Below are 15,125 nucleotides of genomic sequence, written 5' to 3'. Positions count from 1 at the left end.
ACTCCCGCGACCGAACCCCCGCGGAGAATCCGCTCACTCGTCGCCCGGAAGCGGCCGCAGGAGCCCGTACCACGCCCGGTAGCCGAGCACGCCGAGAACGCGCCCGAGTCCGAGGCTGTACCGGAACGACTCGGTTCGGGGGAGCAGTCGGCGCTCGACCGCGATACCGAGGAAGCTGACGACCAGCGCGCGACGTCGGCGTGTGCGAACCTTCCAGCTATCGCGGTCGTACGCCCACACCTGCCCGGCTCCCCACACCCCGCCGACGGCGAGTCCGCCCGGCGAGAGCGGCGTCGGCTCGTACGACTCGTCGTCGCTGGAGCGGAGCAGACGGCGCATCGACACCATCCAGAGCGCGGTGAGAAGCGCGAGACCGAATTCGGCGACGGCTTTCGTCCGGCGGGAGACCATACGCGGCGTTCGAGCGGCGCGATAATAGTTATTTCTCCGACAAAAGTGCGTGAAGCCGAGACCGCCCCGCCGTCGTCGAGGCGCGCGGAGCCGAGTGCGCCCGCCGGCTCAGAACCAGTCGGCGAACGCGCCTTCGAGCAGCGAGTCGGACTGGCGCTCGACGTACTCGCGTTGCATCTCGCGGAGCGCCGTCTCGAAGTCGTCGGCGTCGTCGAGGGCGTCGCGGACGCGAGCGCGCTTCCAGTCGGCCGGCGTGACGCCCGTCTCGACGCGCTTGCGAAGGGGTTCGAGGTAGTAGTTGGCCTCCTCCTCGGAACAGCCCGCGAGCCGAAGCCCGTCGCGGGCGTGGACGAGCAGGTCCTCGTAGAGGTCCGCGCCGGTCACGTCGTCGCCGTCGACGTCTATCCAGCGCAGGTCGCCGTGGGGGCCCTCGCGCATCGCGGTGTAGAAGTTCTCCTCCGCGGTCTCCCAGTCGAGGTCGATGACGGGGTGGTCCAGTCGGGGGAGTCGCTCCATGAGTCCCGCGAAGGCGGCCTGGAACGCCACGGAGTCGCGGACGGTTGGCTGGCCCGCGATGGGGCGGAACTCGATGCGTGCGTTGGCCGACGAGCGGGACGCGCCGTCGAACACCGGACGGACCCACCGCCAGTAGGTGCCGTGTTTACGGCGGAGCGTGGCGAAGTCGTCGTCGAAGCGGTCGCCGCGTTCGACCGACATGGGAACCATCGTGGAGTCCTCGACGACGCGGTCGACGGCGTCTTCGACGGTGTCGAGGTCGCCGGGGAAGGCGACCTTCTCGTGGTCGCCGGAGTTGAGCACCGACTCGAACACCGCGATGCGGTTTTCGTCCCAGCCGTCGGCGAGAATCTCGTCGGCCGTCACGCCCTCGTCGTAGAGGTCGGCGGGGAAAAACGGCGAGTTGACGCCGAGCGCGAGAAGCGGCCCGGCGACCCGCAGCGCGTAGTTGAAGTGGTACGGCAGGTCGGCCGCGTGCGGGACCTGATAGTGCGGCTGGATAGACGTGATGAGCGCCTCGGGCATCACGGTGTCCGCTTCGAGCGAGACGTGCGGCGCGTCGAGCGTGAACGACTCCGGGGCGGTCGGCCCGTTGGCCATCGCGTGGTACCGCACGGAGTTGCTCATGTTCGTCGCGAGGCGGACGCCACCGTCGGTGACGGAGTCTGTCAGGTACTCGCGGGCGCTCTCGCCGGCTGGCGGGATGCTCCACATCCCGTCGGAGACGAGGCGCATCCCCTCGGCGGCGGCGCAGTCGAGCGCGGCGTCGAGTCGGGCGCGGACCTCGGACTCCTGCGCGCGGAGCCCGTGGGGGTTCAGCGGCTGGGGGCTCGTGGTCATCTCGGCGTTGTGGAGCCCGAGTTCCTTCTCGAAGCCCATGAGCCCGAGCAGCCGGCGCGGGACCCGCATGAGCGCGTGCACGTCGTCTTCGCTCGCGGACCAGCGACCGTCGGAGACGGCGTAGAACTCGTACTCCAAGCCGACGATGGACTGGTGGTTGTCGAAGGTCCCCTCGCGCAGTTCGCGCTTGAGTACCTCGGCGTCGGCTTTCGCTTGCGCTTCGAACTCGGCCGCGTCGACCGCGAGCACGTCTTCGACGCGCTCTGCGAGGTCGTCGCTCATACCCGGCGTTCCGGCGTCGAACGCCTTCAACTTCCCGGCACCGCGGTCGTTCGGCAGCGAATCACATCCCCGACGACTGTCGAGACGCTTTTGCCCCGCGCGGCGATACCCACGGACGATGCAGTTCGCCGAGTTCGCCGCCCGCGCCGCCGAGATAGAAGCCGAGCCAGCGGACCTCGCGGTCGTCTCGCTCCTCTCCGACCTCTTTTCGGACGCCGGCGACGACCTCCCGACGGTCGCCCGGTTCGTCCAAGGCCGCGTCTTCCCGGCGTGGGACTCGACCACGCTCGACATCGGCCCGCGGCTCTGCCACGAGGCCATCGCCCGCGCCGCCGGCCCGAACGTCTCGGCCGACGACGTGGAAGACCGCCTCGCCGACCGCGGCGAAATCGGCGCGGTCGCCGCGAGCTACGACTTCGGCGGCCAGCGCGGCCTCGCCGCCTTCGGCTCGGGTGGTCAAGACGGCCTAACCGTCGCCGAAGTCGATTCAGAACTCCGGGCGCTCGCGGCCGCTTCCGGCTCGGGGAGCGAAGAAACGAAGCTCAAGACGCTCTACGGCCTGTTCAATCGGACCGACCCCGACGAGGCGCGCATCCTCGCACGGCTCGTCCTCTCCGAGATGCGCATCGGCGTCGGCGAAGGGGCCGTCCGCGACGCCGTCGCGGAGGCGTTCTTGGTCGACCCCGCGGACGCCGCCGCCATCCGCGACGACGACGCCGACGCGGAGACCGAAGCCGCCGCCCGCGACCGCCGGAACGAGGCCGTCGCCGCCGTCGCCCGCGCCCTACAGGTGTCGAACGACTACGGCATGGTCGCCGAACTCGCCCGCGACGAGGGCGAAGCCGGCCTCGACGGGGTCCGCCTCGAAGTCGGCCGCCCCGTACAGGCGATGCTGGCGCAGGCCGGCACCGCCGCCGACGCGCTCGACGAGTGGGACGCCGCCGCGGTCGAGACCAAGTTCGACGGCGCGCGCGTGCAGGTCCACCGCGACGCCGACGGCGAGGTCTCGCTGTTCTCGCGCAACATGGAGGACGTGACCGGCGCGCTCCCCGAGGTGGTCGAGTTCGTCGCGGACGCGGTCGACGAGTCGGTCATCCTCGACGGCGAGGTCGTGGCGATGGACGACGACGGCGAGCCCCTCCCGTTTCAGGAGATTCTCCGGCGCTTCCGCCGCAAGCACGACGTGGGCCGGATGCGCGAGGAGGTCCGGGTCGAACTCCGGGCGTTCGACTGCCTGCACGCCGGCGGCGACGACCTCCTGACCGACCCGCTGTCCGACCGGCACGACCGACTGGCCGCGGTCCTCGGCGACGACTCGGCGGCCGTCTCCGACCTCCTCCTGACCGACGACGCCGACGAAATCGCCGCCTACGAGGCCGACGCCCTCGACGCCGGCCACGAGGGAATCATGCTGAAGAACCCCGACGCGCCCTACTCGCCGGGCGACCGCGGGAAGAACTGGCTGAAACGCAAGCCCGACGTGGAGACGCTGGACCTCGTCGTCACCGGCGCGGAGTGGGGCGAGGGCCGCCGCGCGGAGTTCCTCGGGACGTTCCTGCTTTCGGCCCGCGTCGAAGCCGAGTCCGGCGACGACGCCTTCGAGACCATCGGCAAGGTCGCCACGGGCATCACGGACGAGGAGTTAGTCGAGTTGACCGACCTCCTCGAACCCGAAATCGAACGGGAGTCCGGCAAGGAAGTCGACATCCGCCCCTCGGTCGTCTTCGAGGTCGGCTACGAGGAGATTCAGGCGTCGCCGACGTACTCCTCGGGCTACGCGCTCCGGTTCCCGCGGTTCGTCACCGTCCGCGAGGACAAGACCGCCGAGACGGCCGACTCGCTGGAGCGCGTCGAGCGACTGGCCGACTCGCAGTGACCGGCGCTCGCCGCGGGTCGCCCAAAGAGATATAGTATCTGTGTGCCGACAGCTTCGGACGGTGGTCCTCCATGAATCTTGACGCCCTCTGGAAGCCGGTCGTCCTCTACACCGGCCTCCTCGGTCTGCTCACGGTCGGCGCGGTGTATCTCGCGACGCACTCGGGATTGTACATACTCGGGTTGACGGGAGCCGGCGTACTCCTCGTCGTACTCGGCGGCGGGGCCGTGGGACAGATGGGCCCAAGTAACGTCGAACACGCGGGCGAGAAGGGCGGGACGAACAGAGTCGTCTCGAACGCGGGGCTGTGGTCGCCCGTGGAGACGGACACCTCGCTCCGCCTCACCCTCCTGTTCTACGGGGCCGGGTTGTTCCTGTGGAGCCTCGTCGTGTTCGGCGTCCTGCGCGACACGCTCGTCTGAGTCGGGGGTCGCGCACCCGCCGCCCGACACTCGTCTCCGTCCGCATCGACCGCCTCGCCCCGAGAGCCGCGCTTTTTACCCCTCGGTTCGAGGTGTCGCGTATGACCATCAAACACGACGGCCTCGACGTGTCGTGGCTCGGCTACGCGACCGTCAGAATCGAGTCGCCCGACGGCTTCGTCGTCTACTTCGACCCCGGCCGCTACGGCGTCCTCGACGACTACTACGCCCGCGACGGCGACCTGATTTTGGTCACGCACAACCACCACTACGACTCCGACGCCATCGAGCAGGTCGCCGACGCCGACGCGATGGTCGTCGCCTTCGAGGGGGTCGACGCCGCGACCATCGACCGCGACGTGGTGCCGGTCGAGGAACTCCCCTACGAGACGGTCCGCGTCGGCGAGGAGGACCACCTCACCGTCGGCGAAGTCGACGTGTGGTCGCTCCCGGCGTTCAACGACCCCGACGGGCCGCATCTCCGCGACGGCGATATCGTCCACCCGCAGGGCTTCGGCTGCGGCTACCACATCTCGATCGCCGACCGGACCGTCTTCTGGCCCGGCGACTCCGACGTGCTCGAAGGCCACAAACACCTCGAGGTCTCGCTGTTTCTCGCCAACATCGGCGGTTCGGTCGTGATGGACCGCCACGAGGCCGCCGACCTCGCGGAGACGCTCGACCCCGACCTCGTGCTCCCGATTCACTACAACACGATTCCGCTTCTCGAAACCGACCCGGACGCCTTCGTCGTCGACGTGGCGAACCGCGGCATCCCGGTCGTCCTCGACGACCCCGACCAAGTCTGAGACGGCGAGGCGGACAGACGGACAGAACGATTTTGCCGCGCCGGGCCGTCCGTTCGCGTATGGACCTCGACTACGGCATGCTCGGCGGCCGGCGGCCCTACTACCGCTTCGGCGACGCCGACGCCGACCCGCTCGTGGTGCTTCCCGGCCTCTCGGACGCCTTCCAGCGCACCGACCCGAACCGCGCGACCGCGGCGGCGCTCGCCGGCCTGTTCCGCGAGTTCGACGACCGCGACGTGTGGGTGGTCGGCCGACCGCGACACCTCCCGGTCGGGTCGACCACGCGCGACATCGCCGCGGGCTACGCCGGCGTCATCGACGAACAGGACCTCTGGCCGGCCGACGTTATCGGCGTCTCGATGGGCGGCCTCGCCGCCCAGTATCTCGCCGCCGACTACGGCGACTACGTGGACTCGCTGGCCGTCGTCTCCGCCGGGACCCGACTCGGCGGCCACGGCGAGAACGTCGTGACGCGCTGGCGCTCGTTGGCGGGCAAGGGACGGTGGGCCGAGGTCGCCGCCGACGCGGAGCGAGAGGCGGCGACGGGCCTCGAAGCGACCGTCGCCCCGCCGCTCATCGAGGCGGCCGGCCGAGTCGTCGACTTTCGGCCCGCCGTTCCCGCCGACGCCGTCGTCTCCTGTACGGCCTGTCTCGAACACGACTCCCGGGAGATACTCGCCGACATCGACGCGCCGACGCTCGTCGCCGCCGGGAAGGCCGACCGACTCTTTCCCGAACCGCGGATTCGAGAACTCAAAGACGGCGTCGCGGACGCGACGCTCGCGCTGTTCTCCGGAGCGGGTCACAACCTCGCGACCGGCGAGCCGCGAACGCTGAACGGCGTCGTCAGGCGCTACTTCGACGGGTTCCGCGGCGACGGGCTCTATCCGTGAGTTCGCACCGGGAGGGGTAACACCCCGAAACCACTCGCGGCACCAGACTCATACGCCGGGCGGCCGTCGAACCGCCATGCGCGACGCCCTCCGGTCGAGCCCGCTTTTCAGCGGCCGCCGACTCCTCGTCTGTTTCGTCGTCACGCTCGTCGTCGTGACGACCGACGCGCTGTTCTTCCACGTCCAAGCAGTCCGAACCGCCGCCGAGTTCGCGACCGAAGTAACGATTCACACCCTCGGCTTCTACGGCGGCTACACTATCGTGGCGCTGTTCAATCGGTCCGGGACCTAGAAAAGCGGCGACCGGGGTGCCCGAGTTAGATGACGCCCATCTCGTCGAGCCGCGTCGGCAGGTACTCGTCGGTCACGAAGTCGAGACCGCGGGAGGCGAGCGCCTGCTGTTCGGCCTTCTTGCCGATGTCGAGCTGCAGTTCTATCTGTTCGGTCCAGTAGTCGCTCATGAACCGCGGGTCCTCCAGTTCGGACTGGAGCGCGTTGATGTCGGAGTCCGCGAGCGGGTCGGTCGGGAGGTCGTAGTCCACGATGTCCTGCGGCTGGATGCCGACGAACCTGGCTTCCGGCGTCGCGAGGTGTTCCGAGAGGTGCGCGGACTTGATGGAGCCGTAAGCGACGGAGCCGAAGATGCGGTAGGACCACGGGTCGCCGTCGGTGAAGACCACGACCGGCAGGTCGAGTTCGTTGTGCAGGCGCTTCGTGATGCGCCGGGTCGCCCGCGCGGGCTGGCCCTTCAGGTGGACGATGAGCACGTTGTACTCGTCGTCGAAGCCGTTTTCGACGAGGCGGTCGCGCATCCCACCGGTCTCCACGCAGAGGACGAAGTCGATGTCGTGGTCGAGGAACTCGATGGTGTCGGGGTTGTTCGGAATCTGGTAGCCGCCCTCGCCCACGTCGAGTTGGCAGTGGATGTCGCGCTCGCCGCGGCGGGTCTGCTCGCGGAGTTCGAGCGGGCCCATGAGGGTCGCCCCCGACTCCTCGGGCCGCATGTGGAAGTCCTCGCGGGTGACCTCGGAGACGATTTCGAGGTCCTCGATGAGCTGGTTCGACTCGTCCTGGTCGGAGAAGTGCGCCTCTTCGGCGTCCCACGACTCGGAGATGTAGTACAGCTCACGCAGGGTGGACGAGCGGTCCTCCTCTAACTGCCGCGCGAGGAACTCGATGGTGTAGGCGGCCTTCAGGAGCTTTCGCGCCCCCCGGACGCTGTTCGCAGAGCGCGTCGAGGTCCGGTCGCCGTACACCCAGACGTTCGAGTTCTCGTCGTACTCGATGTTGCTTTTCGTCCGCGTCGGGAGCGTCATGTGCGGAATCTCCCCCGCGTCGAACTGGTCGTAGAACTCCGCCGCGAGGTCGATGAGACGCTCGCGGGCGCGTTCCTCGGATGTGTTCGGTTCTGGAGCCATTATACGTTCACCGTGAGTTTCTCCGTCTCGACGCCGTCGACGTTGATGTCGAACGACGCGTCCTGTGCGACCGAGTACGTGAGCGTCGCCGTCTCACCGGACGACACCTCGGGGTTCCACTTGACGAACCACTCCCCGTCGAGGTCGACGACCGTCGCCTCGCCGTCGAGGCCGGCCGGCTCCGCCGAGACGATGTCCGTGATGTCCGGCGACTCGTTCGTGTTGGAGTAGTTCTTCACCGTGAGCGTCACCTCGCCGTCTTCGACGGCCCGCTCGACGGTCAGGTTGTTCATGATGCGGCCGAGCGCGCCGTCGATGTTGGGCTCGGGTCGCCCGGTGACCTCCGAGAGCTTCGTCGCCATCTGCGGGAGGATGCGGCCGAGCACGTCCTGTTTCTTGCGGCGCTTCTGGAGCGACCGCCGCTTCGAGAGGTAGGACTTGAGTTCGCGGGCCGCCTCGCGGATGGCGAGTTCGACCTCGTCTTGAATCGCCGGCACGTCCGCGAGCGCGTCCTTCGACTCGCTCGTAAAGGGGACGTTCGTGGAGGCGACGTGGACCATGAGGACGGCGGGACCGTTCGGCATGCCGCTGCCGCCCGGTTGGTCGAGGCCGTAGTTCCGCCAGCCGATGTCCTTGACGACGTGGGTGATGGTACACGCGCCCTGCTGGTAGACGAGCGGGACGCGGTTGGCGAAGCGGAGCAGGTCGATTTTCCCCTCGGACCGCAGTTCGCCGCCGTAGGCGATGCCGGCCTCGACGATGAACGGGTCGCCGCCGTGGACCTCGGCGTCGCGGGTCGCCGCGGCGTAGAAGTCGGCGTCGAACTCCTTTTTCAGGCCGGCTTCCACGAGGTCCGCGGAGATGGGAGAGAGACAGTCGGTCGGCGGCGCGAGGATGTCCGTCTGGCGCATCGCGTCGAGCAGGTCGCGGGCCACGTCGCGGTCGTCGGCGATCTCGCGGACCTTCGGCACCTCGTCGGAAACGGTGCGCATCCGCGACCAGATGGCGTCGGCGACGTTCTCCTGTGCCGTCTCGCCGTAGGTCTCGTCCTCGCGTTCTTTGGTTCGCTCGGCGGCCCACGCGACGAACTCGGCCACGTCGTCGCGGGTGGCGCGGTCGGCCGGGCCGGTCGTCTCGGCGAACTGCGTGGCGATGGAGCGCGCCATCGACACCTTGCCGGCGTCGTCTTTCTGCGTGGTCGTCACGTCGTCGACGATGGCGTACACGTCGCCCTCGCGGTCGTCGGTGAGGACGGGCCACAGCGCCTCGACGACGTTCTCCCGAACCGTCTCGCCGAACGAGGTGTCGGTCTCCTCGCCGACCGTCTCGGCGACGTTTTCGACGATGGTGACGAGTTCGCCGTGGGCGATGCGGTCCTTACCGACGACGACATCGACCAGTTCGTCCGCGAACGCCGCGGTCGCCTCCTTGCCCTTGTTGGCGACGGCGTCCTCGACGACGGCGACGAGTTCGTCCGCCTCGGTCGCGTCGGGCGTCCGCCACGTCATCTCGCGGCCGAAGTGCCGGTCGCGGAAGGCGTCGTGAATCTTGTCGGATGTCTTCGCGCCCACGCGGGTGAACTCCTCTTGGAGGAAGCCGGAGACGGAGTACGACTCGGTCGCCGCGAGCATCTTCAGGAGCGTCCCGAGTTCGACGCCGTGGGGATGGGGACGAATCTCCTTCGTCTGTTTCGGAAGCTGGTCGGTCGCCCGCTCGAACTTCATCGGCTCGTCGAGGCCGGGTTCCCGGAGTTCGATGCGGGCGTGGGGGTTGACGACCGCCGTGTGGAGGATGTAGTCGTGGAGCTGCTGGCGGGCGCGCATGTTGGCTTCCATCTCCAACTCGATGCGCGTGCCGTGGGGGCGGTCCCACGAGGTCGTCTTCTCGGTGCGAATCTCGGGTTCGTTCTGGTCCGTGTTGATGACGAGTTCGAAGTACTCGGCGTCCTCCGAGCCCTGCGTCCGACTCGTCACCTTGGCGGGCTTCCCGCTCGTCAGCTGCGAGTAGAGGACCGCCGCGGAGATACCGATACCCTGCTGGCCGCGGGACTGTTCGCGCGCGTGGAAGCGAGAGCCGTAGAGGAGCTTCCCGAACACTTTGGGCACCTGCTCTTTCGTGATGCCCGGCCCGTTGTCCTCGATGACGAGGCGGTAGTAGTCGCCCGCCTCGGCGATTTCCACGTAGATGTCGGGCTGGATGCCCGCCTCCTCCGTGGCGTCGAGCGCGTTGTCCACCGCCTCCTTGACGGCGGTGACCAACCCGCGGGCTCCGCTGTCGAAGCCCAACATGTGCTTGTTCTTCTCGAAGAACTCGGCGATGGAGATCTCCCGCTGGCCCTTCGCCAGCTCCTCTGCGATCCCCGGCTCGTCACCGAGTGTCGACTGGAACGAGGTCATTTCCTGATGCGCATCTACCCAGTCCCGCGTTAAGTACTCACCGGCAACGGAGTGAAAGTGAAATTCCGACGTTGACGCGCTTCGAGGCCCGCTCGCGACGAAGACCCGAATCGTGTTATACAGAGTCACCCACGACGTTCGCGCCGGCCAGTCGAACTCGGCGAGCGCGGAAACCGCTACGCGGGACTCCAGTAAGTAGTACGCGCCCGCGCGTGCGAGCCTTTAAGGGACGGGCTATCCTAGGCCAGTTCAGATGTCACAGGATAACGAGTACGGGGCCGGACAGATTCAGGTCCTCGAAGGGCTCGAAGCCGTTCGAAAGCGTCCGGCGATGTACATCGGGTCCACCGATTCTCGCGGACTCCACCACCTCGTCTACGAAGTCGTCGACAACTCCATCGACGAGGCGCTCGCGGGCCACTGCGACGCCATCGAGGTCGCCCTCCACGAGGACGGCTCTGTCAGCGTCACCGACAACGGCCGCGGGATTCCGGTAGATACGCACGAACAGTACGACCGACCCGCGCTGGAGGTCATCATGACCGTCCTCCACGCCGGCGGGAAGTTCGACAACAAGTCCTACCAGGTCTCCGGCGGCCTCCACGGCGTCGGCGTCTCCGTGGTCAACGCGCTGTCGAGCGAACTCGAAGTCGAGGTCAAACGCGACGGCGCGGTGTGGACACACCGCTTCGAGTTCGGCGAGCCGCAGGTCGACCAGTTCGAGCGCGTGCGCGACCTCGAACCCGACGAGGACACCGGGACGACCATCCGGTTTTGGCCGGACGACGGTATCTTCGAGACGACCGAGTTCGACTTCAAGACGCTCGAAAACCGCCTGCGCGAACTCGCGTTCCTCAACTCCGGCGTCGAGATTTCGCTCGGCGACGAGCGGACCGGCGAGTCGAGCACGTTCCTCTTCGAGGGCGGCATCCGCGAGTTCGTCGAGTACCTCAACGAGACCAAGACGGCCCTCCACGACGACATCATCTACTACGACGACGAGTCGGAGGGAATCGAGGTCGAAATCGCCATGCAGGCGACCGACGAACTGCAGGGGTCGATTCACGCCTTCGCCAACAACATCAACACCCGCGAGGGCGGCACGCACCTGACCGGATTCAAGACGGCGCTCACCCGCGTCGTCAACGACTACGCGAACACCCACGACATGCTGGACGACCTCGACGGAGACAACCTCCGCGGCGAGGACGTCCGGGAGGGACTCACCGCCGTCATCTCCGTCAAGCACCCCGACCCGCAGTTCGAGGGCCAGACGAAGACGAAGCTCGGTAACTCCGAGGTGCGCGGTATCGTCGAGAGCGTCACCCACCAGCAACTCGGGACGTTCTTCGAGGAGAACCCGGACACGGCGACGGCCATCATCTCGAAGGCCGTCGAGGCCGCCCGCGCCCGCAAGGCCGCGAAGCAGGCCGAGGAGCTCACCCGCCGCAAGTCCGCGCTCGAATCCACCTCGCTACCGGGGAAGCTCGCGGACTGTCAGAGCCGCGACCCCTCGAAGTCCGAACTGTTCGTCGTGGAGGGCGACTCCGCGGGCGGCTCGGCCAAGCAGGGCCGCGACCGCAAGTTCCAGGCGATTTTACCCCTCAAGGGGAAGATTCTGAACGTCGAGAAACACCGTCTCGACCGCATCCTCGAAAACGACGAGATACGGGCGCTCATCACCGCCATCGGCGGCGGCGTCGGCGACGAGTTCGACATCGAGAAGGCGCGCTACCAGCGGCTCATCCTGATGACCGACGCCGACGTCGACGGCGCGCACATCCGGACGCTGCTTCTCACGCTCCTGTACCGCCACATGCGCCCGCTCATCGAGGCCGGCTACGTCTATGCGGCCCAACCGCCGCTGTACCGCGTTCGCTACCGCGGCAACACCTACGACGCGATGGACGAGGCCGAGCGGGACCGCATCATCGAAGAAGAGTGCAACGGCAACCCCACGCAGGTCCAGCGGTTCAAGGGACTCGGCGAGATGAACCCCGACCAGCTGTGGGACACGACGATGAACCCCGAGAACCGCGTCCTCAAGCGCATCACCGTCGAGGACGCCGCCGCCGCCGACCGGATGTTCAACATCCTGATGGGCGACGCCGTCGGGCCGCGAAAGCAGTTCATCAAGGACCACGCGAACGACGCCGAGTGGGTGGACATCTAACATGAGTTCTGACGCACCAGATTCCTTCGAACCGGGCGCGGGTATCGCGGCCGAAGTCAAGAACGCGCGCATCGAAGACGAGATGGAGCAGTCGTACATCGACTACGCGATGTCGGTCATCGCGGGGCGGGCGCTGCCCGACGTGCGCGACGGCCTCAAGCCGGTCCACCGGCGCATCCTCTACGCGATGCATCAGGCCGGCGTGACCTCCAACTCGTCGCACCGCAAGTCCTCGTCCATCGTGGGCGAGACGATGGGTGACTACCACCCCCACGGCGACTCCGCCATCTACGACACCCTCGCGCGCATGGCGCAGGACTTCTCCATGCGCTACCCGCTCGTCGACGGCCAGGGGAACTTCGGCTCCGTCGACGGCGACCCGCCGGCCGCGATGCGGTACACGGAGGCCCGGATGTCTCCCATCGCCGAGGAACTCCTCGACGACATCGACAAGGACACCGTCGACTTCCAGTCGAACTACGACGACCGCAAGCAGGAGCCGACGGTCCTCCCGTCGTCGTTCCCGAACCTGCTCGTCAACGGCTCGTCCGGCATCGCGGTCGGGATGTCCACGAACATCCCGCCGCACAACCTCGGCGAGGTCATCGACGCCACGGTCGAACTCATCGAGAACCCCGAGGCGACCATTCCGGACCTGATGGAACACATCAAGGGCCCGGACTTCCCGACCGGCGCGAACATCGTCGGCCGCAACGCGGTCCACAAGGCGTACAAGACGGGGCGCGGCCGCGTCCGCGTCCGCGCCGACTACGACGTGTTCGAAGAGGAAGGCCGCATCGTCATCAACGAACTCCCGTATCAGGAGAACAAGGCCCGCCTCATCGAGCGCATCGCCGACGACGTGAACGAGGGGAAAATCGAGGGCATCCGCGACATCCGCGACGAGTCCGACCGCGACGGCATCCGCGTCGTCATCGAACTCAAGCGCGGCGCGATGGCCGAGGTCGTCAAGAACCAACTGCTCGACAACCACCTCGAATCCACGTTCGGCGTCATCAACCTCGCGCTCGTCGACGGTCAGCCGCAGGTGCTGACGCTCAAGGAGACGCTCGAACACTACCTCGACCACCGCCGCGACGTGGTCCGCCGGCGCTCCGAGTACGAACTCGCCGAGGCCGAAGACCGCGCGCACATCCTCGAAGGCCGCCTGAAGGCCCTCGACAACATCGACGACGTGGTCGAGACCATCCGGAACTCCGAGAGCCGCGACGACGCGAAGGCCGCGCTCCGCGGCGAGGTCGAAGTCGAGGTCGACGGCGAACCGCTGCCGACGTTCGACTTCTCCGAAGAGCAGGCCAACCACATCGTCTCGATGCAGCTCGGCTCGCTCACCTCGATGGAGGCGGCCGAAATCGAAGACGAGTACGAGGACGTGCAGGCGACCATCGAGCGCCTCGAAACCATCCTCGGGGACCGCTCGGAACTCGACGCGGTCATCGAGTCCGAACTGCTCGACATCAAAGACGAGTACGCCGACGACCGGCGGACCTCGTTCGTCGCCAACACCGGCGAGGTCACCCGCGCCGACCTCATCCCCGAGGAGGACGTGGTCGTCGTCGTCAGCGAGGACGACTACATCAAGCGGATGCCGGTCTCCCGGTTCCGCGCCCAGCACCGCGGCGGCAAGGGCATCATCGGCACGGACCTCAAGGAGGGCGACAACGTCTCGTCGGTGTTCGTCACGAACACCCACGACGACCTGCTCTGTTTCACTAACCACGGACAGGTCTACCAACTGAAGGCCTACCAGGTGCCCGAGATGTCGCGGACCGCCCGCGGGAAGTCGGCGGTCAATCTGCTCGACTTCGACGACGGCGAGGAGATTACGGCCGTCGTCAACTGCGACGACCTCGAAGATATCGAGGGCTACCTGACGATGGTGACCCAGAACGGCTACATCAAGCGGACCGGCACCGACCGGTTCCAGAACATCCTCTCGACGGGCATCATCGCCACCAAACTCGACGAGGGCGACGAACTCGTCGACGTGGAGGTCACAGACGGCGAAAGCGACCTCGTCATCGGCACCGAACAGGGCATGTCCATCCGCTTCGACGAGGACGAGGTGCGCGCGATGGGCCGCTCGGCCCGCGGCGTCCGCGGCGTCAAACTGACCGGCGACGACGTGGTCGCCGGCGTGGCCGCCATCGACGAGGACCACCACAGCTGGATTCTCACCGTCACCGAGAACGGCTACGGGAAGCGCACGGACCTCGACGCCTACCGCAAGCAGTCCAGAAACGGCAAGGGACTCATCGACATCAAGACCAACGAGCGGAACGGTCCGGTCTGCGCCATCAACACCGTCGGCGAGGGCGACCACCTCGTCGTCATGTCCGACGAGGGACAGATTCTCCGGACGCCCGTCGAGGACATCTCGACGGTCGGCCGCAACACGATGGGCGTCATCGTGATGGACCTCGACGACGGCGACGACGTGGCCTCCGTCGACGTGATTCCGGCCGCGATGACGACCGAAGACGAGGAACTGGACGACGTGGAAGCCGATTCGGACGACGTGGAAGCCGACGCGGACGACGAGTAGGCCGTCTCCTCGCGACGGCGGATTTCTTTGTACGGATTCCCACCGGTGAGCGACCGCGCTGAACGTCACTCCCCGAAGGCATTTACCCCGGCCGACGGGTCGTCTCGGTATGAGAGTGCGACCCCGGTCGAGAATCGTCGGCGTCTCGGCGCTCGCATTCGTCGTCGTTCTCGGCGGCCTGACCGCGCTTCGGGCGTGGAACCTCGAACCGCCGACGCACGTGCAGTCGCTCGTCGTCGACGCGGGCGCGGTGCTCGTCGTCGCCGGCGTCGCGTCTCACGTCGCCCGAGGCGAGCGCGTCGGTGAACGGGCCGGCGAGGGTATCGTGCTCGCCTTCGGTCCGTGTCTCGCGTTCGCGGTCAACCTGTTCGCCCCGGTATCGACGATGGAGTCGCCGCTGTGGCTCGGGTATCCGCTCGTCGCCGGCGCGGTGCTTTCACTCGCGCTCGGCGGTCTCGGAGCGGGTGTCGGGTACGTCGTTCGAGTCGTGAGAGCGAGAAAAACCAGCGACAGCGCGTCGTAG

At 67.4% G+C, this 15,125-nt stretch carries 12 protein-coding genes; 8 read left to right on the top strand and 4 right to left on the bottom strand.

Going from position 1 to position 15,125, the window contains the following annotated elements; translation table 11 throughout:
* Nucleotides 1-33: 33 nt before the first annotated feature.
* The gene (locus DEQ92_RS00855; protein ID WP_115804860.1) at nucleotides 34-411 is read right to left on the bottom strand and encodes a hypothetical protein; all 378 of its coding nucleotides are present in this window, start codon (nucleotides 409-411) and stop codon (nucleotides 34-36) included.
* A gap of 108 nt (nucleotides 412-519) precedes the next feature.
* A complete protein-coding gene (locus DEQ92_RS00850) occupies nucleotides 520-2,049 on the bottom strand; it encodes a hypothetical protein (RefSeq protein WP_115804861.1) in 1,530 nt (509 codons plus the stop codon).
* Between the two features lie 118 nt (nucleotides 2,050-2,167).
* Here DEQ92_RS00850 and ligA point away from each other — a divergent pair, with 118 nt between their 5' ends.
* The 5 genes from ligA to DEQ92_RS00825 all read left to right on the top strand — a co-directional run bounded on the left by ligA (nucleotide 2,168) and on the right by DEQ92_RS00825 (nucleotide 6,341).
* Complete coding sequence (gene ligA, locus DEQ92_RS00845; RefSeq protein WP_004976876.1) at nucleotides 2,168-3,925, top strand: ATP-dependent DNA ligase LigA; 1,758 nt, start codon at nucleotides 2,168-2,170, stop codon at nucleotides 3,923-3,925.
* A 71-nt stretch (nucleotides 3,926-3,996) separates the two neighbouring features.
* Complete coding sequence (locus DEQ92_RS00840; RefSeq protein WP_004976874.1) at nucleotides 3,997-4,347, top strand: hypothetical protein; 351 nt, start codon at nucleotides 3,997-3,999, stop codon at nucleotides 4,345-4,347.
* 101 nt (nucleotides 4,348-4,448) lie between these two features.
* Entirely contained in the window at nucleotides 4,449-5,156 is a 708-nt protein-coding gene (locus DEQ92_RS00835) for an MBL fold metallo-hydrolase (protein ID WP_115820311.1), read from the top strand.
* A gap of 59 nt (nucleotides 5,157-5,215) precedes the next feature.
* On the top strand, nucleotides 5,216-6,049 hold the full coding sequence (locus tag DEQ92_RS00830) for an alpha/beta fold hydrolase (protein WP_004976870.1): 834 nt from the start codon (nucleotides 5,216-5,218) through the stop codon (nucleotides 6,047-6,049).
* 76 nt (nucleotides 6,050-6,125) lie between these two features.
* Nucleotides 6,126-6,341: a hypothetical protein gene (locus DEQ92_RS00825; RefSeq protein ID WP_004976868.1), complete on the top strand. Its 216-nt coding sequence runs from the start codon at nucleotides 6,126-6,128 to the stop codon at nucleotides 6,339-6,341.
* A 25-nt stretch (nucleotides 6,342-6,366) separates the two neighbouring features.
* Here the strand turns inward: DEQ92_RS00825 and DEQ92_RS00820 are convergent, their stop codons facing one another.
* Nucleotides 6,367-7,467 carry a DNA topoisomerase IV subunit A gene (locus DEQ92_RS00820; RefSeq protein ID WP_004976866.1) on the bottom strand — a complete coding sequence of 367 codons (1,101 nt, stop codon included), beginning with the start codon at nucleotides 7,465-7,467 and terminating at the stop codon, nucleotides 6,367-6,369.
* Entirely contained in the window at nucleotides 7,467-9,863 is a 2,397-nt protein-coding gene (locus DEQ92_RS00815; protein WP_115804862.1) for a DNA topoisomerase VI subunit B, read from the bottom strand. The genes DEQ92_RS00820 and DEQ92_RS00815 overlap by 1 nt, the downstream gene beginning before the upstream one ends.
* A gap of 253 nt (nucleotides 9,864-10,116) precedes the next feature.
* On the opposite strand from DEQ92_RS00815, the gene gyrB reads away from it, so the two are divergent.
* The 3 genes from gyrB to DEQ92_RS00800 all read left to right on the top strand — a co-directional run bounded on the left by gyrB (nucleotide 10,117) and on the right by DEQ92_RS00800 (nucleotide 15,125).
* Nucleotides 10,117-12,036, top strand: a complete 1,920-nt coding sequence (gene gyrB / locus DEQ92_RS00810; RefSeq protein WP_004976862.1) for a DNA topoisomerase (ATP-hydrolyzing) subunit B — start codon at nucleotides 10,117-10,119, stop codon at nucleotides 12,034-12,036.
* Nucleotide 12,037: 1 nt separating this feature from the next.
* On the top strand, nucleotides 12,038-14,602 hold the full coding sequence (gene gyrA, locus DEQ92_RS00805; RefSeq protein ID WP_115804863.1) for a DNA gyrase subunit A: 2,565 nt from the start codon (nucleotides 12,038-12,040) through the stop codon (nucleotides 14,600-14,602).
* 109 nt (nucleotides 14,603-14,711) lie between these two features.
* Complete coding sequence (locus tag DEQ92_RS00800) at nucleotides 14,712-15,125, top strand: hypothetical protein (RefSeq protein ID WP_050459096.1); 414 nt, start codon at nucleotides 14,712-14,714, stop codon at nucleotides 15,123-15,125.

Origin of the sequence: Haloferax sp. Atlit-6N, from assembly GCF_003383195.1 — an archaeon.
GTDB lineage: Archaea > Halobacteriota > Halobacteria > Halobacteriales > Haloferacaceae > Haloferax > Haloferax gibbonsii.
This window is presented reverse-complemented; position numbering and strand designations above follow the sequence as displayed.

Bases quoted from the DNA above. Each gene is read 5' to 3' on its own strand.
- ligA (WP_004976876.1), top strand. From the start codon at position 2,168: ATGCAGTTCGCCGAGTTCGCCGCCCGCGCCGCCGAGATAGAAGCCGAG.
- gyrB (WP_004976862.1), top strand. From the start codon at position 10,117: ATGTCACAGGATAACGAGTACGGGGCCGGACAGATTCAGGTCCTCGAA.
- DEQ92_RS00815 (WP_115804862.1), bottom strand. From the start codon at position 9,863: ATGACCTCGTTCCAGTCGACACTCGGTGACGAGCCGGGGATCGCAGAG.
- DEQ92_RS00855 (WP_115804860.1), bottom strand. From the start codon at position 411: ATGGTCTCCCGCCGGACGAAAGCCGTCGCCGAATTCGGTCTCGCGCTT.
- DEQ92_RS00840 (WP_004976874.1), top strand. From the start codon at position 3,997: ATGAATCTTGACGCCCTCTGGAAGCCGGTCGTCCTCTACACCGGCCTC.
- DEQ92_RS00830 (WP_004976870.1), top strand. From the start codon at position 5,216: ATGGACCTCGACTACGGCATGCTCGGCGGCCGGCGGCCCTACTACCGC.
- gyrA (WP_115804863.1), top strand. From the start codon at position 12,038: ATGAGTTCTGACGCACCAGATTCCTTCGAACCGGGCGCGGGTATCGCG.
- DEQ92_RS00820 (WP_004976866.1), bottom strand. From the start codon at position 7,467: ATGGCTCCAGAACCGAACACATCCGAGGAACGCGCCCGCGAGCGTCTC.
- DEQ92_RS00835 (WP_115820311.1), top strand. From the start codon at position 4,449: ATGACCATCAAACACGACGGCCTCGACGTGTCGTGGCTCGGCTACGCG.
- DEQ92_RS00850 (WP_115804861.1), bottom strand. From the start codon at position 2,049: ATGAGCGACGACCTCGCAGAGCGCGTCGAAGACGTGCTCGCGGTCGAC.
- DEQ92_RS00800 (WP_050459096.1), top strand. From the start codon at position 14,712: ATGAGAGTGCGACCCCGGTCGAGAATCGTCGGCGTCTCGGCGCTCGCA.
- DEQ92_RS00825 (WP_004976868.1), top strand. From the start codon at position 6,126: ATGCGCGACGCCCTCCGGTCGAGCCCGCTTTTCAGCGGCCGCCGACTC.